The organism is Paenibacillus sp. FSL R7-0189 (assembly GCF_037969925.1).
GTDB classification, from domain to species: Bacteria; Bacillota; Bacilli; order Paenibacillales; family Paenibacillaceae; genus Paenibacillus_AQ; species Paenibacillus_AQ odorifer.
This window is the reverse complement of the sequence record NZ_CP150223.1, coordinates 4,470,290-4,489,688: the sequence shown is the minus strand read 5'-3', so window position 1 is coordinate 4,489,688 and position 19,399 is coordinate 4,470,290. Positions and strand designations below refer to the sequence as shown.

At 43.6% G+C, this 19,399-nt stretch carries 13 protein-coding genes; 1 reads left to right on the top strand and 12 read right to left on the bottom strand.

The features are described from left to right. Nucleotides 1–343 precede the first annotated feature (343 nt). The 8 genes from MKY63_RS19445 to MKY63_RS19410 form a co-directional block, all read right to left on the bottom strand. Entirely contained in the window at nucleotides 344–1,810 is a 1,467-nt protein-coding gene (locus MKY63_RS19445) for an extracellular solute-binding protein (protein ID WP_036682927.1), read from the bottom strand. A gap of 132 nt (nucleotides 1,811–1,942) precedes the next feature. After that, entirely contained in the window at nucleotides 1,943–2,815 is an 873-nt protein-coding gene (locus MKY63_RS19440; RefSeq protein ID WP_036682930.1) for a carbohydrate ABC transporter permease, read from the bottom strand. Nucleotide 2,816: 1 nt separating this feature from the next. Then, nucleotides 2,817–3,737: a sugar ABC transporter permease gene (locus tag MKY63_RS19435; protein WP_076141626.1), complete on the bottom strand. Its 921-nt coding sequence runs from the start codon at nucleotides 3,735–3,737 to the stop codon at nucleotides 2,817–2,819. 117 nt (nucleotides 3,738–3,854) lie between these two features. Further along, nucleotides 3,855–5,183, bottom strand: coding sequence for a response regulator (locus tag MKY63_RS19430; RefSeq protein WP_076141627.1), 1,329 nt, complete (start codon nucleotides 5,181–5,183; stop codon nucleotides 3,855–3,857). Nucleotides 5,184–5,202: 19 nt separating this feature from the next. Then, the gene (locus MKY63_RS19425) at nucleotides 5,203–6,996 is read right to left on the bottom strand and encodes a histidine kinase (protein WP_036682936.1); all 1,794 of its coding nucleotides are present in this window, start codon (nucleotides 6,994–6,996) and stop codon (nucleotides 5,203–5,205) included. Between the two features lie 1,221 nt (nucleotides 6,997–8,217). Further along, nucleotides 8,218–8,856 carry a beta-phosphoglucomutase gene (gene pgmB / locus MKY63_RS19420; RefSeq protein WP_051491264.1) on the bottom strand — a complete coding sequence of 213 codons (639 nt, stop codon included), beginning with the start codon at nucleotides 8,854–8,856 and terminating at the stop codon, nucleotides 8,218–8,220. A gap of 25 nt (nucleotides 8,857–8,881) precedes the next feature. After that, on the bottom strand, nucleotides 8,882–11,170 hold the full coding sequence (locus MKY63_RS19415) for a glycosyl hydrolase family 65 protein (protein ID WP_076141628.1): 2,289 nt from the start codon (nucleotides 11,168–11,170) through the stop codon (nucleotides 8,882–8,884). Further along, nucleotides 11,167–13,473 (bottom strand): glycosyl hydrolase family 65 protein, encoded by a 2,307-nt coding sequence (locus MKY63_RS19410; protein WP_076141629.1) that lies wholly within the window; start codon nucleotides 13,471–13,473, stop codon nucleotides 11,167–11,169. Before MKY63_RS19410 ends, MKY63_RS19415 begins: the two co-directional genes overlap by 4 nt. A gap of 422 nt (nucleotides 13,474–13,895) precedes the next feature. Between MKY63_RS19410 and MKY63_RS19405 the strand changes: the two genes are divergently transcribed. Beyond that, the gene (locus tag MKY63_RS19405; protein ID WP_036682945.1) at nucleotides 13,896–14,621 is read left to right on the top strand and encodes a Crp/Fnr family transcriptional regulator; all 726 of its coding nucleotides are present in this window, start codon (nucleotides 13,896–13,898) and stop codon (nucleotides 14,619–14,621) included. Nucleotides 14,622–14,799: 178 nt separating this feature from the next. Here the strand turns inward: MKY63_RS19405 and MKY63_RS19400 are convergent, their stop codons facing one another. The 4 genes from MKY63_RS19400 to MKY63_RS19385 form a co-directional block, all read right to left on the bottom strand. After that, nucleotides 14,800–15,591 (bottom strand): formate/nitrite transporter family protein, encoded by a 792-nt coding sequence (locus MKY63_RS19400; RefSeq protein WP_036682946.1) that lies wholly within the window; start codon nucleotides 15,589–15,591, stop codon nucleotides 14,800–14,802. 52 nt (nucleotides 15,592–15,643) lie between these two features. Beyond that, on the bottom strand, nucleotides 15,644–15,964 hold the full coding sequence (gene nirD, locus MKY63_RS19395; RefSeq protein ID WP_076104367.1) for a nitrite reductase small subunit NirD: 321 nt from the start codon (nucleotides 15,962–15,964) through the stop codon (nucleotides 15,644–15,646). Between the two features lie 32 nt (nucleotides 15,965–15,996). Continuing rightward, nucleotides 15,997–18,420: a nitrite reductase large subunit NirB gene (gene nirB, locus MKY63_RS19390; RefSeq protein WP_036682952.1), complete on the bottom strand. Its 2,424-nt coding sequence runs from the start codon at nucleotides 18,418–18,420 to the stop codon at nucleotides 15,997–15,999. Between the two features lie 231 nt (nucleotides 18,421–18,651). Further along, a complete protein-coding gene (locus tag MKY63_RS19385; protein WP_036682955.1) occupies nucleotides 18,652–19,362 on the bottom strand; it encodes a hypothetical protein in 711 nt (236 codons plus the stop codon). Between the last annotated feature and the right edge of the window lie 37 nt (nucleotides 19,363–19,399).

Sequence of the window (19,399 nt, the reverse complement as noted above, 5' to 3'; positions counted from 1 at the left end):
TTCCACCTTGTATAGTGAAATCTTTCACAAAGTATAAAGTTTTTTTGATTTGTTTTCAAAGCGCTTTCATTCGATCATATTATAGATTTTTTACCATTATTTATGCTTTATTATTTCTTAAATTTAAAGTTTATGTTTAAAAAGACAAGAACTGATACCCATTTTCTACCTTTCCGCTCGCAAAAATATTTTAAAAAAGCAAACCTAATTTTGTTGACACTCTATTTTTCCATTGGTCTCTAAAAAATAGTGGGATGCCCCCCCGTCGTGTTGATTTATAAAAATATCAATAATATAAACATAAAAAAACCGACTCCTATGGAGCCGGTTCTGTTCTTCCTAGCTATTCTACTTTAATTGTGTCGAAGAATTTCTCTTGCACTGTTTTGGCAGCAGCTTCAAGCTGTGTCTTGGAATCTGTTCCTTTTTTGGAGAACAGCTCTTGAATTACATTGGACATGGTTGCGTAGTAGTCCTGTGTATTGTATTGCGCTTCCGGTTTACCGTCCAGCAAACCTAAAATATCAGGGCTGTATTGATATACATTTGTATATTTATCATACACAGCTTTCGTTTTCTTGCCGAAGTCAGAATCTGCAGAATAGTAATCTAAGAGCGGCGGAATAAAGTATTTACCATCCGTTGTACGTTGTTGCAGAACCGCATCCAGTGCTTCTAGACCTTTATCGGAGAAGTAATCAAATGTAATATAACGGAATGCCATTTCTTGCTCGTCTGGTGTTGCATTTGGATTGATTACAAGGTAGTCACCACCAAGTACCCCGGTGTGTTTTCCGCCTTTTTCCATTGCAGGCATTGGATACGTAAGTACATCTTCTGGTTTCAGACCGCCTTGATTCAACGCTTGCTCAATAACACCGTCAGATCCAGCCATTACCATTGCTGTACGACTTTGTTGGAATGCGCCTACAGCATCACCCCAGCCCAGTGCCCAGTCCTGAGGAATCGCGTTTGCTTCCCATCTAAGTTTCTTGTAGAAATCCAGCGCTTTAATCCCAGCCTCAGAATTAAAAGTAGCTACAACCTTACCGCCTTCTATCTTCTGAATTTCACCGCCAGCTTCGAACAGGAAGTTGGTCCAGTTCCAGCCTGCTTCATTCCCTTTACCCATTGGAGCAATACCGGAAATACCTTTTTTGGTATCAGCTACGCCTTTCGCGGTATTCAGCATATCATCCCAAGTCCAATCCATAGGTGGAACAGCAACGCCTTTTTCGTCCAGCATTTTTTTGTTGATCATTGTGGTTGTTACATAACCCTTTTGAGTTACGCCGAAGACTTTACCGTCAATGATAAATTGATTTTGGAGAACCGGGTTAATTTGATCCTTAAATTCGTATTTATTCCACAGATCCGTAATGTCAGCTACCCAGCCTTTTTCAACTAGGAATTTTGCTTCTGTAGCGTAGGTGTTAAAGAAGGTTGGAGCTTCATTCGCTGCCATTTTGATGCCGATTTCACTTACATTGTACTGCCAATCGTCTTTGACGATTTCAACATTCGGATATTCCTCTTGGAAACGTTTGATCTTGTCATCTTCCTGTGCTCTAACTTCGGTTAGGTCAGGGGTTGGATAGTGAATTTTGATGGTCACTTTTCTTTGTGTGATATCATCAGTTGGCGCTGCTGTAGCACTGCCAGCATTATCTGTTGCAGCATTCGTTGGCGCAGTAGTCGCTTCCCCTTCCTTGTTTCCTGTCGTGTTTCCGTTATTGTTATTACCGCCGCAAGCGGTTAACAACGATCCGGCCACAAGGAGGCTTAGTAGCACGCTAGAGTACTTACGCATTGAAACTCCCCTTTTCAATTCATAGTTATCTTACATATCGATCATAAAAGAGAAATCGTTTACAAACGAGGTGCATTTATATTCCTTTCATGTGCATGTTTACGATCCGTGACTAAATCCGTCGATCCTTGCTTATCCCTTAACTGCTGATAATGCGACGCCACGCATAATGAACTTTTGGAAGATCAGGAAGACAAGGATCGGCGGCAACGATACGATAAATAGGATGGCGAATTTAATATTCGTATTAAGTGCCTTTACATTAATAACGTATTTATAGATTGCTGTCGCGAGCGTATATTTCTCTTCACTGTGCATAACCAGAGATGGCCAGAACCAGTCATTCCATGCTGTAGAAAAGATAAAGATCGCCAGCGTAGCAAAAATCGGAACCGACAATGGCACTGCAATGGAGAAAAAGCTTCTCGGCTCAGAGGAACCGTCAATCCGCGCGGCTTCAAAAATTTCAGGATGTATCCCATCAAAAAAGTTCTTTAAGAGTAGAAAATAGAATGTATTCGCACCAGCCGGCAGCCAAAATGCTGCGTACTGATTTAGTAATCCAAGCTCTTTTAGATTGACAAAGTTGGGAATCATATAGCTGGTCGCCGGAATAAACAATGTCATCAGGAAAAAGAAATAAATTGCCTTTCTGTAAGGGACATTCATACGAGAAATGCTGAAAGCAGACATTCCCAATACTACTAGTGTCACGACCATATTCCCCACAAAAATATAAATGGTGTTTTTAAGGAACATCAGCAGATCAATGTAATTCATCGCTTCCTTAAGGTTGCTGAAGTGCCATTCCTGCGGGAAAAAATGCGGTGGGAATGAGTTCACCTCTTGATTCGATTTCAGTCCGTTAAATAACGTCATACAGATCGGATACAGCATGCTGAACACCATAATCAAAATAACCACGCACATCAAGCCATAAACGATCTTATTGCTTGTTTTTTTCAAATCATGTTCTGAGAGAATCCCTCTATCTGCGCTCTTCATCTTAGTTGTCCTCCTTGTTAAGCTTGAACTGTAAAATGCCCAAACCACCTAGGACAATGAACATTAGCATGCCAAGCGCAGTCGCTGTTCCATAATCGAGTCGCGTAAAAGCATATTTTACGATCAGCAGCGCATAGGTAAGCGTAGTATTATTCGGCCCACCATCAAGCAGCGCCATTTGTGACTGATACCCTTGTGAAGTCCCGATAATCTGTAATATCAACATCAAAATGATCAAATTACGTAGCGAAGGCAATGTGATGTACTTTATACGTGCCCACACACCAGCCCCATCAATCTCAGCTGCTTCATACCAATCCCGCGGAATGCTGAGTACAGCAGCCAAGTATATTAACATCCCTGATCCAAACTGCTGCCACGTCTCCATAAAAACAAGAGAAATCATCGACCACCTTGTATCTGTCAGGAAGGCAACCTGGTCCACACCAAGCGAGCTTAATACCGCATTGATTGGGCCCACCGGATCATAAATCCATCTCCAGAGTCCATATAGAACCACACCAGGCATAACGAAAGGAAGGTAAGCCGCTACCCGTACAAAGCCCCCAAACCTTCTCAGCTCCGAGATCATAATGGCAAAAGCAATCGGAACCCAGAACCCGATAATAAGACATAGAAGCATGTAATACCCCGTATTTTTTAACGCGGTCAAAACATCTGGATCACTAAGGGCTCTAGCGTAGTTCTCAAAGCCAACAAAGCTATTCCCTTTTACAAAATCAACATGGTAGAAGCTGTACAACAAGCCTTTAAAAATTGGCACCCACAGGAACATTACAAAAATAATCACAGCAGGTACGAGGAACATATATCCCCAAAAGTTTTTCTTCCAGCGGTTTTGCTTGTAAGGTGTACCCTTCAGCGCCGGCGGATTTTCGGATACAACTGCGGTTTGATTCATCAGGCTCCCTCATTCCATTTTTCTTTCAGCATTTTTCGCAAAATGCTTCCTACCTTAAATTGTAGAAAATGAGGGTTGTACTGAACATGTCTAAATCTACCGAAGTAGTATGTGTTTTTACTTCTTCAATTCACTGGGGCTAATCCCATAATATTTTTTGAAAATTTTACTAAAATGCTCCGGTGATTCATAACCTACACGCTCGGCAATTTCGTATCTGCGAAGATCAGTGTTCAAAATCATGTCCCGGCTTTCTTCCATCCGCAGCTTAATTACATATTCCCACAGGTTGTAACCTGTATTTTTCTTAAACAAATAGCTCAAATAATTAGGACTGACATGGTTTTTCTTAGCCACTTCATGGATGGTTAATCCTTTTTGCGCATAGTTCTCGTCAATATACTCTCTTGCTTTCTCTACAATCAGATTGCTGCGTGTATGAAGCTCTTCTACTGAAGGATCGGTTGTGTAGCTGTTCCAATTAAAATCCCCGTAGTAAAACACATAATGGTCATTATGTTCATTATTCCAAAGAATGGCTTTGGAGGCTTGACGGTTCAATACAGCCATAAATGATAGACCCTTGAGAATCTGGCTGATGCCGATGACTGCATTTAAGTGCAGATATTTTTGAATATTAAAATGAAGACTGCGGCCAAGAATATCTAGCCTATTGATTTGACTGGCAGACGAATCTTCATAGCTTTTTTCATCCCATTGAATAATGATCGTTATTTCTTCATCCTCTGCGTAAAAGCCTGTCGAGTTCCACTCCTGATCCATCAGCTCTTTGGCGATATTCAGCGCGGCATAACAAAGAAGCCGTCTGTCCCGCAGGGTGTAGTGCTTCTCCTGATTCATTCCAGCCAGAGGCACCTTAATTTTTAAGACGGAAAAATACGGCCCTTGCAGCTTCAGGTTATCCAGCTTTTGTAAGCGTTCTGCATCACACAGTACACCTTCAGGCTCATTGAGCAGCTCATTTAATAACTTGCTGTATTCCGGAAGCGGCTCTTCCAGCCGAAAGCTTTCGTTAATCCCTGACATGAAAATGTCCAATTCTGGTGATGGTTTGCCCATCTTAAGCAGCACATTTCGCACCGAATCCAGAAATTGCTCACTGTTCAAAGGTTTGATCAAATAATCCTTCGCGCCAAGCCTAACCGCCATTTGCGCATATTGAAATGTCTCGTGTGCAGAAATCACGATGGTCTGTACCCAGGGTTTGGCCAATTTTGCATGCTGCATTAGATCAATCCCGCTCATTGCGCCCATCTGAATATCAGTAACGAGCAGGTCTATTTCCTCCATCCGAATGCAGTCCAGCGCTTCAAAACCACTGTTTGCTGTATAAATATGGTCTATGTTTAACCCCGAAGAAGCTAATAAATTGCTCAGCCCTTTACAAATCAAAGGTTCGTCATCCACAACTAATATATTGAACATATCTGTATGCTCCCCTTCCTTAGTCCTGATTCTCTGATTTCGGAAGCTTAACCGTCACCAATGTACCGCCCTCTTTACGAGGCGTATAGCTGATGCCATAATCAGAGCCAAAGTGTAAATGTATGCGCTGGTTAATGTTGCGAATCCCGTAACCGCTGGCCGGATTTGGACTGTCGTCATTCAGCACAGCTTCAATGGCCTGATAATCAACAGACTTATATCCGTTATCTTCAATAGTGATCTCGACGGTATCGTCCACACAAACTGCGCTAATGATGATTTCCCCATCCTCGCCCATATTTTTGACACCATGAATAATAGCATTCTCAATTAACGGCTGCAGGGTAATTTTAGGAATTAGATTTCTTTTCGTATCTGGGTGAATCTCCATTACAACACGAAATATATAATCATACCGGTGCTGCTGCAGCTTGATATAGGCCGTTGCATGCTCCAGCTCTTCTTCAAGGCTAATCAGCTCCCTTCCCCGACTGAGGCTAATCTTCATAAGCTTGGATAATTCCTTGATCATCTCGGCGGATTCAACGTTGCCTTCCAGCGAGCTTTTCCAGTAAATACTCTCTAAAGTGTTGTAGAGCAAATGCGGATTGATCTGCTGATAGAGCAGTTGAAGCTGTGATTCCTTCTGTTTTAGCTCCATCTGATATTTATAAGTAATTAGTCCATTTAGCCTGCGGGCCATGTCATAGGTAGATCCAATCAGCACACTGACCTCATCGTTACTCCCTCTTTTTGGCGTCTCAGGGACACGATTGCCTGGCTCAAACTTTCGGACGAAAAAGGCTAACTTTTGCAAAGGCGTCATTAATGAACGCCAGAAATAAGTAATCATGATTAATCCAAAAACAGCATAGGCCACAGTTATGTATTGAATCACACTTTTCATTTCGTTTTGTTGCTGCAGCAGTGCTTTTACGGCGATTTTGTAGACTAGCTTCTGTCCTAAGGCGTGGTTATTATTGACCACATAAATAAAATCCGAGGTAATAACATCCACGGTACCTTCCAAATCCTCAGCAATGACCGTTTCCGGCAACGTAATGATCTCACCAGTATTATTCGTAGTAGAAGCGAGTACACGATTATCCAGATCCGTTAAGTAAATATCACCATCAGGCAACGATATGGATTTGAGGGATTCTCCGATTTTCGCGTCCATCTTGGTAATGACTAAGACCCCAATAGTCTCAGCTTTCCTGGAGATGTTATTGACAGCTCTCATATAGGTAAGAGTCTTCAAGTTTTCCGCTTGCGCACTTAGCTTCCCTGTGAATTTTAGAGATCCGCGGCCCTTTTTCTGGACAACCTCCTCGAACCAATATGGCTCTTCCGCTTTGGAAAAGAAATATACCCCCGCCTTCTTAACCTGTGGGAAATTGGGTGCAAAAAAATAATAATCCTCGGGATCGTATATATAAAGGGAATAATAGATGCCGTCCCCACGCTCAGCTCCCTGCGAGTAACTGACCAACAGCTTCTCTATCGTCTCATAGCGTTTAACCCGCTCCAGGATGGTATCCGAACCCGTCATATTAATCTGCTGAATCAGAGGGTTTTGAATTACAGTGGTAGTAATTTTATTTACGGTATCGATATCTCGGTTAATGATGGTGAAGTTTTGCTTGTTCAGCTCTACATAAGCATTCGTCACATGGCGCTTCAGAATTTGCTCAGCCTTCATATTCCCGTAAATGTTCAAAAACAGAATGGGCGAGATCATAATCAGAAACAGCAGGATAAGCTGCTGTTTGACGTTCAGCTTCAGAATCGGCCGAATCAGCCTAGACAACATCGAGATGCACCTCCGGGTTCAATAACTATATCAAAGTGATAAACGCTTACATATGTTTATTTTAAAGTTTTTTATGTTCATTTGTATGTAGTTTTTTCTGTTGGACGGATAAAAAGAGCACGATGATATGTTCGCCACTACGTGGAGCGTTTGGGCTTACGATCGCTGTTATCCTCAGATTTCCTGATTTTATACCGCTGAGCGGTAGAAATCCGAGGATAAAGGCGACCACTGGCGTTTCTCCAGCTCCAAACCTCCACTTCGCAACTCCATCAACGAACTCTTAAAAACCGCAAACAGAAAAAGGGGCGGACGGCGTAAAGACCACTGCGTGGGGCTAGGAGGAATGAACTCTATATGGAAGAAGTGCGATGTATGTTCTTGAACACTTGAACACTCAAGTACTTCAATACTTGAATGTGCTTTGCTGTTGGGCGTCTGGATTACTTGATGTGCTATTTAGCTGCTTGTTGTGCGTTAGGATTACCGGATGTGCGGCTTTGCTGCTTGTTGAGCGTTTGGATTACTTAATGTGCGACTTACTACTTATTCGGCGTTTTGCATTCCCATACGCCCTCTTCACGATGAGCTATAGGACTCAGATGCAGCTATTTGGCTAATTTTTGGCTTTTACGAGGAGTTTCGGACTCCAGAGGCGTTATTCGTTCCAAACTACGCGATATGTGGGCTTTTCGAACCAATAGCGACTATGGAGTCCGATAGGTTCGCATATGAGCCGAATTATTACTTATAGAGACTATGAGGTCCGATAAACTGTTGAGCTTTTTGACTAACCTTCTGAATTATTTACTATACGGCTAATAGCGACTATGGGGTCCGATCACCGTCTGAGCTTAATACTAACCTTTTGGATTACTTAATGTGTAGCTAACTACTTATTCGGCGTTTTACATTCCCACACACCCCTTCACGATGAGCGATCGGACTCAGATGCTGCTATTTGGCTGATTTTTGGCTTTTACGAGGAGTTTCGGACTCCAGAGGCGTTATTCGTTCCAAACATACGCGATATGTGGGCTTTTCGAGCCAATAGAGACTATGGAGTCCGATAGGTTCGCAAATAAGCCGAATTTTGGCTAATAGCGACTATGAGGTCCGATAGACAGTCTGAGCTAGCTAAATACAGAGACTTTGCACAAAAAAAGACCGCCCCCAAAGTCATCCGCTACTTTGGAGTCGGTCCCTTGTTCATTTAGAAATTTAGTCTGTCAGCAGCTCATACAATCCTTTTACGACCAGATCAGCTTCTTTCAGCACCTCAGGTTTGCCGATACCTACAACCTTCATTCCAGCAGCTTTACCTGCTTGAACGCCTGCCTCAGCATCTTCAAACACAACACATCCATCCGGCTGCAAGCCTATCTCTTGAGCCGCGATCAGGAATACCTCTGGGTCAGGTTTGGCTAGTGACACTTTGTTGCCGTCAACAACTGCATCGAATAAGTCTGTAATGTTCAGCTTATTCAAAATAAACTCAGCGTTCTTACTGGCTGATCCTAGCGCAATCCCAATCCCACGTGATCTCAATCCTGTTAGGTATTCTTTCACTCCAGGCAGCAGCTCCGATTCCTCGAGTCGAGAAATGTATTCTACGTACAGGCGGTTTTTCTTCTCCGCCATTGCCTGCTTCTCTGCTTCCTCAAATTCCAGGCCACCCACTTCCAGCAGGATATCAAGCGATCTCAGCCGGCTCACACCTTTAAGCCGTTCATTATCCTCCTCCGTGAATTTAAAGCCAAGCTCATCTGCAAGACTCGCCCACGCCAAATAATGATATTTGGCTGTATCTACGATCACGCCGTCCAGATCAAAGATGGCGCCTTTCATATTTTCCAACATTGATTTGCTTCCTCTCCGTTGTGTATTAATATTTATACTCCTGTTTCGACAAAGCCAGTCGAAGGTTCTCACCAGCAGAGCACGACTTGCCTTCTCCGCCTTGCACCGAGAATACTAAGTCTCCACTGTAATCAGCAGCTGTGATCACAGTGACTTCATCCTTACTGATCCGCAGTTGGATGGCATCGCCGCGCAGTGTAACCGGAAGCTGAACGGACTGCCAATGTTGCGGCAGAGATGGATTGATGTGCACAACCCCTCCGTCGTAGTCCAGCCCAGCAAAGCCAAGAACCGCAGCCATCCAAGCACCACCATTCGCAGCTGGATGAGTCCCTCCGATGTAGAGATCCCCTACATATTGCTTAGATTCGCCGGTGAGATCGACGGTAGCCGTACGCATAAAATACGGATAGCCCCAATCCGGTGAACCAATATCAGCAGCTACCAAAGCGTAGATACAAGGGCTTAAGCTTGATCCATGTTCCGTACGCGGTTCGTAAAATCCCCAGTTCGCTTGTTTCACTTCCTTGCTAAAGGAGTGTTTAAACAGATTCAGCATCAACACAACGTCTGCTTGTTTAAGTATGGTTGTGGTGGTAGCTAAGCCATTGCCGCCGCCAAAATACTCATTTTTATTAAGCACACGTGATTTCAGTTCTGTTAGTTCTACATCCTCCAAGGTGAGGTACCGGTCGAATTGTTCAATAACAAGACTGGCAGGATCAGGCTGTGGAACATAAAAGCTATCCAGCATCGTTTTGAACTCCTTCAGGAATGGCCCTGAGCTAAACGGAGCGGACAATTGACCGTAGGCCTCAGGATACTTCTCTTGCAGCAAAGCTGCCGTATGCAAGGCAATCTCCAGCGTCTCTTTAACCAGTGCATTGGTAAAAGCATTATTGTTCACACGCTCATGATATTCATCCGGACCTGTTACATCCAGAATCTCAAACCGCTGTTTAACCGAATTATAGTAAGCGTAAGAGTAGAAAAAGCGAGCGCATTCCCAGATCACCTCAGCTCCTCCACTAGTAAGCAGACTTTCATCGCCTGTGAATTGAACATACTTCCAGATCCCATGCACAACGTCACCACTGATATGAACCTGCTTATCGCGGAAATAGGTCCGCATCGGCCGGCCTGTAAATACATCGTTCACATTAAACAGCGTACAGGCATCGTCTCCCGTATCCTGACTTTCCCAAGCATAAAATGCGCCCAAAAATCCATATTCCGCTGCCTTACGGCGAGCACCATCCAATGTATGAATCCGGTACATCATCAAGTTCCGCGCTACCTTAGGATCACTGTGCAGGAAAAACGGCAACATAAACATTTCCGTATCCCAGAATACAGCTCCCTTATATACCTGACCCGATAATCCCCGGGCTGGAATAGACACCTTCTCCGAAACTGTAGGGGCAATGATTAACAGCTGATAGATACTATATCTCAAGGCAAATTGGGCAGCTTCATCACCTTCGATGATTACATCGCTGTGTGACCATCTCTCGTCCCATAACAGACGATGAGCCTTAAATAACGCCTCATAACCCAACGCCTCAGCAGCATGGACAGATTTAACAGCTTCCGTCTCCGGCTGATCCGCATCAAGTCCAGTATAGACTGCTACATACTTAAACCATTCATACGTCTCACCCGCACGGGCATCAAAAGAAATCCGGCGAACAGCAGCCCCATCTTCCAGTAGCTCCTCACCAAAACTGAAATACGCCCTCTCCGCCACAACAACCGGAATCTTCAATTCTCCGCTAACAGAAGAAGAGATCAGCACCTCGTCCTTGAGCTGTACCTTTTGTCCGTAAAGATGAGGCCCATTGATATCCCACACATCTACGTCAATTCCCGTCTCAATCGCTACTCGGCAGTCTTGAGTACTGCGAATAGAGTATTTACTAACGAGCAAGTGAAGATTATCCTGGCTTACGAAACGATCTGCGGTAAACGTCAACGCCCCACCGTCAGATACAGCATATTCAGTGCTCCGATGATGAATGGCATTTCGGATATTCAGCTCCTGAGTATGAACGACCGGTTCACAGTCAAGCACACTTAAGAGCTGATCATTACAGAAAACTTTGGTCAACAATCCATTAGGGGCATTAACTGGTTCTCTCCATTTGTCCCCCTCTTTGTCATATAGTCCTGCGAGGGTGACAGCTACTAGCTCAGTTTTACTGAATTCCTCCAGTGTGCCGCGATACCCCATGTAGCCGTTGCCTAACATATATTTGTTACCGTTCGTCGTCACAAGCTGTTTATCAAAACAACTCTCCTTTACGATCCAGTTCATCCTGCCAGCATCCCTTCGCCTAGCGGAAGCGTCTTCCCGGAAGCATCCACTGTAATCGACTGTCCGTACACTATAATTTCGGTACTTCCACCATTAACCGCAGTGATTGTTACTGAATTTTTGTCGACCGCAATTCTCAGAAGCACTCCTTCATACAATACTTGGAAGCTATATTCATCCCAGCGTTCTGGCAGGGTTGGCTGAAAGGACAGACGTGCTCTATCCGAACGCATTCCACCAAAGCCGTAAACAATATTCATCCAAGCAGCTGCAATTGAGGTAGTATGCAGCCCTTCACGGGTATTACGGTTATAGTTGTCTAAATCCAGTCGAGTAGCAAATTCAAAAAACGAATATGCTTCCTCGGGTTTGCCGATTTCACTCGCCAAAATGGAGTGGATCGAAGGTGACAGCGAAGACTCATGAATACATCTAGGCTCGTAATATTCATAGTTCGCCAGCTTCGCTTCTTTAGAGAATTGTCCGCTGTACAAGAACATAAACATAAGTACATCCGGCTGCTTAATCATGTCATAGCGATATAAACGATCATATGACCAGTTCGAATATAACGGGAATTCTGTAACAGGAATCGAATGAATATCAATATGTGGCATATCGAAGAACCCATCATGCTCTTCATAAACTCCTGTCACTTCGTCAACCGGAATCCGCATATGCTGCGCCTTGTTTTCCCAATCGGTGAGTTCCTCGTCATGAAGTTCTGTTTTCTCTACCACAGCTGCAAAAGCAGCAGGAGCCTGTTCTTTCATCTCCCGAAGAGTCTCTAGGGTGTATTCAAAAGATTGTTGAGCCATCAGATTAATGTAGCAGTTGTTATTGACCATCAATTGGAACTCATCAGGGCCCATAACGCCAAAATAACCATATTCCCCGCTGCGTTGCCCCCATTGGCCACGTGTAGCATAGAATCTGCTGATCTGAATCAGCATCTCAGCCCCTTTACTGTGCAGGAAGCTTTTATCACCGGTATTTTTGACATAATGCCAAATGCCATAAGAAACAGCAGTCCCTACATGAAGCTGAAGATTAGAGTGCTGCCAGAGATCACAGCTTTCTGTTCCATCTATAGTAGCAATTGGATAGCAGGCTCCCTCACAATCCACCTCTTTAGCGCGCTGCATAGCCTGCGGCAATGTTTTATATCTGAATTCCAATAAGCTCCGGGCAGCCCTTGGATTATTGAACATATAGAACGGTAAGCAATAGGATTCTGTATCCCAAAAAGCCAACCCACGATATACTTCACCCGTCAGCCCTTTGGCACCAATATTAAATCCGGGATGATCGCCATGATAGGTCTGATAAAGCTGGAAGATACAGAAACGAATACCCTGCTGATTCTCAGGATCGCCCTCAATTCGGATATCACTTGTCTCCCAGATGCCCTTCCAATAAGCTGTCTGATCAGCGATTATTTGGGTATCTGTCAATTGGCTTGCTGTTTCAGCAAGAGACAGACCTTTGTTCCACAGTTCTTCAGCTGTATGGGCAGAATCACTATCCGAATAGTTCATAACCAGTTTGGTAAAATAGGAAACTTCTCCTTCCGTAAGGTCCAGAGTGAAATTTTGTCCAATAAACTTATCACTCTCAGTAGCAGTGAGCTGCAACGGCTGCGAGGATTGTAAGGTAAAGCTTGAGAACAGCTTATTCCCAGTGTTCACTGTACTGGCCATAATAGCAGAGGACGCTCCACTTACTCCGCTGCGGAGACTGTTCCACATACATTCGCCGCGTTCTTCATGAATAATGCCGAAATCAAGACCTGCACAAATGTCCACGCTCCCTGAGAAATTAAGGGGTTCAAACTCCACCCGCTGCAACCCCAAATGAGACATAGTCATGCTGACCAGACGTGTAAAGACTACTTTTAGCGACTTGCCATCGTTTAGATGCCAGATTAGCTCTCTCCGATACGTACCCTTACGAAGATCCAGCTTGCGCACATAATCTGTTACGTTGCTTTTTGCTAAATCAAGCTGTTCACCATCTACAGATAGACGTGTATACAGCCAGTCCACCGCATTCACCATATATCTCAGCGAGCGAATAATCCCTTTATAGTGATTGCCAATATCCAATTGTTCATTTAATCCATTAAAATAACTTCCTTGCAGGGTGTCACCTGAATACCCTTCCTCTGCATATCCGCGTACACCCATGTATTCATTACCCAATGAAAAAATAGATTCCGAAGTCCGATTTCTTTCTGGATCAAAGCCCTCTTCAATAATTGCCCACGGATCAACCTTAAGATATTTGTCTGCTACTTTAGCCATATATGATTTCTCCTTCTCCTGATTTTTGCTCCAATTTCAGGATATCGCTGCATAGCAATAGAGCCAATGTCCGACCGTAATGAAGATGTGTGCATTTATACGGAGTTGAGATAAAACTAATTTCTTTAACATGAATTTCAACTGTGTTATATGTTACAATCTAACGGGGACGCAAAAAAACAGCGATTAACCCAGTATTTGAGAATAATGGATAGCCGCTGTTCATATATCATAAACGTGAGATCACTTACTCTTTTTTAGTTAAAAAGAATATTACATCGAACACTTTAGAAGTGAAATTTATCACAATGTTGAAAATTCGACACTTTTAAACGATTTTTTATAACCAATTCGAGGGATTTTCAAGGTATAATTAATTTAAAATTTACTGAAAAACTGAGGGAATAAAGGGGATGTCGATTATGCTAAAAGAACATTACAATGTTATCGAAGCCCACGGAAATACAAACTGTTTCTCCGAACAGAATTTCAACAGACTTCTAGTTACAATGAAAGAGCGCATAGTTCCAGAGGGTTCACATCTATTCTGGGAAGGCGACTACTCGGATAAATTGTTTTATATCAAACGTGGACGTGTGAAATTAACTAAATCTACTGATGAAGGTAAAGAACTCATTCTTTATATGTATCAAGCTGGCGATATGGTAGGTCAAGCAGATCCATTCTTCAGCACTAAGCATAGCTTTACAGCCGAAGTGATTGAAGAAAGTGAAGTTGGCGTCATCGAACAAAAGGATCTAGAAATTCTCATCTGCCAACATTGTGACTTTGCTATCGACTTTATGAAATGGATGGGTATTCATCACCGTCTCACCCAAACTAAATTCCGTGATCTAATGATGTACGGCAAACCTGGTGCACTATGCTCCACGCTCATTCGTCTTGGCAATACCTATGGTGAGAAGAGCAGCGATGGTGAGAATATCCTTATCAACAAAAAAATTACGCATACAGATTTGTCCAACATGATCGGTGCCACTCGTGAAAGTGTTAACCGGATGCTGAGCGACCTGCGTAAAAAAGATGCTGTTGAGTATGAGAACGGTATGATTGTCATCAAGGACCTTGGCATGCTGCAAGAAATTTGCCACTGCGAACTGTGTCCGAACGAAATCTGCCGGATCTAATTCCGTTATAATATACCCTCTATTCACCTCAATGAAACATACATGACCCAATTATTCTGCATAATATAAAATAGAGTGGTCCAAGGCGCCTAATGCAGGTGTCTTTTTTTTATATTCAACAAAAAAAGAGCTAAACCCAAGATCGGTTCAGCTCTAATATAGTTAATTAAAAATGGATTTAACGGTTATTGCGAGTACCACGCACTGGTGAGATCAGCCAATAGGCCATGCCGACAAATACGCCCCCACCAATGATATTCCCCAAAGTTACAGGGATCATATTATGCAGCCATCCAGCTATCGTAATGGTTTCCGGATGATTCGGGAGCAACACAGCAACACTAAGCAGAGTCATATTAGCCACACTATGCTCATATCCGCTTGCGATAAAGGCGAACAGACACCACCAGATTAAAATTAGCTTAGCAGATTCACTTTTAGCACGTGAGGACATCCATAGCGCTAAACAGACCAGCCAGTTACATAGGATTCCACGAAAAAACAGCTCAGAGAACGGGAGACTCATTTTTTTAGCAGCGGCTGTAAAGATCAAATGCTCTGGCGGCGCAGCACTGAACAACCCAGTCCCACGAATTAAAAGCGCTAAAATCACTGCACCTACCACATTTCCGATGAATACAAGAATCCAGTTCTTAACCGTATCCCAGATACTGGTTCTGCCTGCCAGTGTACTTACAGTAAAAAACATATTATTCCCAGTAAACAGTTCTGAGCCTGCAAATACTACAAGCGTCAAGGCGATGCCGAAGGATGTACCCATAATAAGCGGTTGGAAAGGAGATTTAGCAGCTGCTAGCGGTGCTCCTAGAGAGAAAATAAGGATAATCCCAATGCCTACATATGCACCTGCCAACAGGGCTGCTAGAAAATATCTTGGTAAGCTTTCATTCATTTTGTCCCGCTTACTGACTGCCGTTTCTACGATGCTCTCCACACTTTGCGTAAACATAACACTCCACCCCACCGTTTTCTATTAAATCTATTACTACCAGCTTCGGTGTCTACACGCTTACTGTAACTTTCTCTCCGTCCAGAGTGACTGGATAAGTCACAACACTACCTTGGTCAGGTGCCTGCACCTCGCCCGTGCGCAGATCGATTTTCCAATCGTACAGCGGATCGTACAGATAGTGACCTGACACGATCCCTTCCGCAAGCGGGCCACCCTTAGGATGAGGACTACGATTCTCTACTGCATAGATGGCTCCGTCAGAGGCACGAAATACAGCCAGTTCAACATCTCCAGCTATCACTACACGGCCAATCTGCAGCAGGAAATCCTGTACTGAGCCTATTGCATACGTTTGTGTGGTCTTATTCATTGGTCTCTCCCCTTCTGTGTGCGTTATATCCGCTAGACTCTTGTTTCTTCAAAAAGCGCAGTACGAGTGCTACTGTCATTGAGCATTTTTTTCCAAGGATCCGTCACCTGAGTCAGAGCAAAGTCAATCCGTGCGGCCAGCTCTTTGCGGTTATCTTCATTATTCAAAATGACCATTTGAATCTGCTCAAGTCCCATACGCTCAACCCACTCGGAGGTTCTCTCCAAATAATTACCGGTCTCACGATAATATTGCATCACAGCGGAGCACACTTCGATCAACTCTTCATCGGTCTTAATTTTGCAGAAGGAATCAGCAATCCGTGGTTTGATCCCACCGTTACCACCGATAAATACTTCCCAACCGCCGTCATTACCGACGATGCCAATATCCTTCGTGCAGGATTCCGCACAGTTACGTGGGCAGCCGTTGACAGCTATTTTAAACTTGGCAGGAAAATCAAGACGTTCATACTTACGTTCTATGAGCGCGCCCATTCCCAGCGAATCCTGTGTGCCAAAACGGCAGAACTGTGAGCCCACACAAGTCTTAACCGTACGTAGCGATTTGGCATAACCATAACCTGATGGCATATCGAGCTCTTCCCATACCTTCGGCAGATCCTCTTTTTTCACCCCGATTAGATCCAGGCGTTGCCCACCAGTCACCTTCACAACTTTTACATCATATTTAAGGGAGACATCAGCGATTTTCTTCAAATCCTCTGGTGTCGTTACCCCGCCGTACATGCGTGGAATAACGGTATAGGTTCCGTCTTTCTGAATATTGGCTCCCATACGTTCATTAACAAAACGTGATTCCTTCTCATCTTGATGTGTATCCGGATTTAGCATCCCCAGATAATAGTTAATCGCCGGACGGCATTTAGAGCAGCCTTCCTCTTGTTTCCAACCCAGTACATGCATAACCTCTTTAGTAGTACTAAGACCTTTAGCTGTAATCTCAGCAACAATCTCATCCCGGCTAAGCGTTGTACAGCTACAGATACCTTGCTTGGCAGACTGCTCAAAACTATCACCCAGGACAAATTGTAAAATTTGTTCTACAACCGGTTTACAACCTCCGCAAGAACGCGTCGCTCCTGTACATGCTTTGATCTCGTCCACAGTAGTAAAACCATTTTCTATGACCGCATCCACAATCGCTTTTTTAGTAACCCCATTACAGCCACAAACGATTTCTTCGTCCGCCATAGCTTCTACAGATGTGCTCTTTTTGGCTCCGCTTCCGCAGCAGCCCGTACCCATGACCTCTGTATAAATCTCATCAGTCATTACAGCACCTTGTTTTACTAACTTTTGCAGGTTAGCCGATTCCGTCACATCCCCGAACAGGACTGCACCAACAATGACATTGTCTTTGAGCAGAATTTTCTTATAGGTTCGCTTCCATTCATCTTTGCTTGAGATTACAGTGTGCTCAGGGGAATCCATAAACTCACCTGCAGAAAATACATCCACACCGGAAATTTTTAATTTGGTGGAGACAACAGAACCTTCATATGGATTTGTATCGCTTCCGCAGAGATGTTTAGCTAGAACCATACCCTGCTCGAAGAGCGGCGCTACTAATCCGTAACAAACTCCGCGATGTTCGGCACATTCGCCAATGGAATATACATTCTGCATAGAGGTCTGCAAATAATCGTCCACTACAATTCCACGATTAACAGCAATTCCGCTTTCTTTTGCCACAGTTATATTCGGTTTGATGCCTACAGCCATAACTACAAAATCAGCTGCAAGTGTAGTGCCATCACTAAATTGTAAACCACTTACTCTCTGTTCCCCTGTCAATTCTACTGTTTGTTTGCCCATGGCAAATTTCACGCCTTGACGCTCTAGCTCAGCTTGCAACATAGAGGAGGCATTACGATCAAGCTGGCGCTCCATTAGATCTTCCATCAGATGCACTACAGTAACGTCCATGCCAAGGTTCACAAGACCCTTTGCCGCTTCCAATCCAAGTAAGCCTCCGCCGATTACCGCCGCTTTGTTGTATTGTTTAGCCGCAGCTAGCATCGCATCACAATCTGCAATATCCCGGAAACCCACTACGCCTTCCTTATCACAACCAGGTACAGGTAAAATAAATGAATTCGAACCCGTTGCAATAATCACTTTATCGTAAGAAACAGCCATACCGTTATCCGCAATTACTTGCTTGGAATGCTCGTCAATTCGCGTAACTGTTGTTCCTGTATGCAAGGTAATGTTGTTATCTTCATACCAGTTCCAGTCGTTTAGGATGATATCGTTGATGGTTTTGCTGCCTTCGAGAACATAGGACAACATGATCCGATTATAATTGGGGTGAGGTTCGCTTCCAAAGACCGTAATGTCATAAGCTCCACCTAGCTTCAATATTTGCTCTAGCGTACCTATGCCTGCCATACCGTTGCCGACTAATACTAATTTTTCTCTCTTCGCTGCCATAGTTAGGTGCCTCCTCAGTCTTATCCGTTCTTGTTGAACTTTGCTTCAACTTATCTTCTACATAATGAAATTATACATTTCAAAATTTAAGAGAGATTGTGATTACAGTCACATTAAATGTGAATATTTTCACATAAAAAATAAGACAACTTTGTTAGGTTCTAAATTCTAATAAAAAAAGCCAGATCACAGGTTCTGAATAACCGTAGATCTGGCATTTATGTACTTTTTTTAACGTATAGCCAATAAAATCTCCAATTCATCCTGCACTCTAAGCTTCATGTCCATTCCATTCTCAAGCAGCTGCTTCCCATTCACCTTCATCTTCCAAACTTCATTGCTAAGAGGAGTATAATCACCAATGGATAACACCTTTTTGTTGTCTTCGGTCAACTGCACCACACTGCTGTTCTTCAACAAACCTCTCACTGTTAAATCTTCAGTAAATCCCATAACATATGAATGATTCAAATTCACTTGCTCACTTCCGCCATTCACGGTCAACAACACAATTTGAAGGGGTTCCTCTTGTTCCTTAGACATCGCCGTAATTACTAATTTTGATTCATGCCCGACGGTTCGACCCCAATCCTCAGATCCAATGGTCTCCCCATCCATTTGCAGCTCCCAATTCATTCCTGGACTGAGTGAAATATTATTTACCGTTAGAATGCTTGTGTTATCCTCAGAAAAGGTGGCCTTCCCACTACCTTTCAGTAGGTCAAAGATCGTTATCCCTTTTCTGTAGCTCTCGCTAAGCTGCTTGTCCAAAGGGTTGGTCAGCAAGTCATTTCCCGCAACGATAAGCGAAAGCGTAGGCCCGTCTGATCCTGCTAAGCCATTATTCCCTTCATTATTAACGTCAGCAAGAGTCGAACATCCACCTATTATGAATACGATGACTAATCCTAGTAACAACCTCCACATATATTTCGTGGGCATAGTGACACCGCCTTGTCCCGCCTAATGACCACACAGC

Excerpts from the sequence above, each read along its gene's own strand:
- MKY63_RS19400 (WP_036682946.1), bottom strand. The coding sequence starts at position 15,591 with ATGTTTACGCAAAGTGTGGAGAGCATCGTAGAAACGGCAGTCAGTAAG.
- pgmB (WP_051491264.1), bottom strand. The coding sequence starts at position 8,856 with ATGTTGGAAAATATGAAAGGCGCCATCTTTGATCTGGACGGCGTGATC.
- MKY63_RS19435 (WP_076141626.1), bottom strand. The coding sequence starts at position 3,737 with ATGAATCAAACCGCAGTTGTATCCGAAAATCCGCCGGCGCTGAAGGGT.
- MKY63_RS19425 (WP_036682936.1), bottom strand. The coding sequence starts at position 6,996 with ATGTTGTCTAGGCTGATTCGGCCGATTCTGAAGCTGAACGTCAAACAG.
- MKY63_RS19445 (WP_036682927.1), bottom strand. The coding sequence starts at position 1,810 with ATGCGTAAGTACTCTAGCGTGCTACTAAGCCTCCTTGTGGCCGGATCG.
- MKY63_RS19405 (WP_036682945.1), top strand. The coding sequence starts at position 13,896 with ATGCTAAAAGAACATTACAATGTTATCGAAGCCCACGGAAATACAAAC.
- nirB (WP_036682952.1), bottom strand. The coding sequence starts at position 18,420 with ATGGCAGCGAAGAGAGAAAAATTAGTATTAGTCGGCAACGGTATGGCA.
- MKY63_RS19410 (WP_076141629.1), bottom strand. The coding sequence starts at position 13,473 with ATGGCTAAAGTAGCAGACAAATATCTTAAGGTTGATCCGTGGGCAATT.
- MKY63_RS19385 (WP_036682955.1), bottom strand. The coding sequence starts at position 19,362 with ATGCCCACGAAATATATGTGGAGGTTGTTACTAGGATTAGTCATCGTA.
- nirD (WP_076104367.1), bottom strand. The coding sequence starts at position 15,964 with ATGAATAAGACCACACAAACGTATGCAATAGGCTCAGTACAGGATTTC.
- MKY63_RS19415 (WP_076141628.1), bottom strand. The coding sequence starts at position 11,170 with ATGAACTGGATCGTAAAGGAGAGTTGTTTTGATAAACAGCTTGTGACG.
- MKY63_RS19440 (WP_036682930.1), bottom strand. The coding sequence starts at position 2,815 with ATGAAGAGCGCAGATAGAGGGATTCTCTCAGAACATGATTTGAAAAAA.
- MKY63_RS19430 (WP_076141627.1), bottom strand. The coding sequence starts at position 5,183 with ATGTTCAATATATTAGTTGTGGATGACGAACCTTTGATTTGTAAAGGG.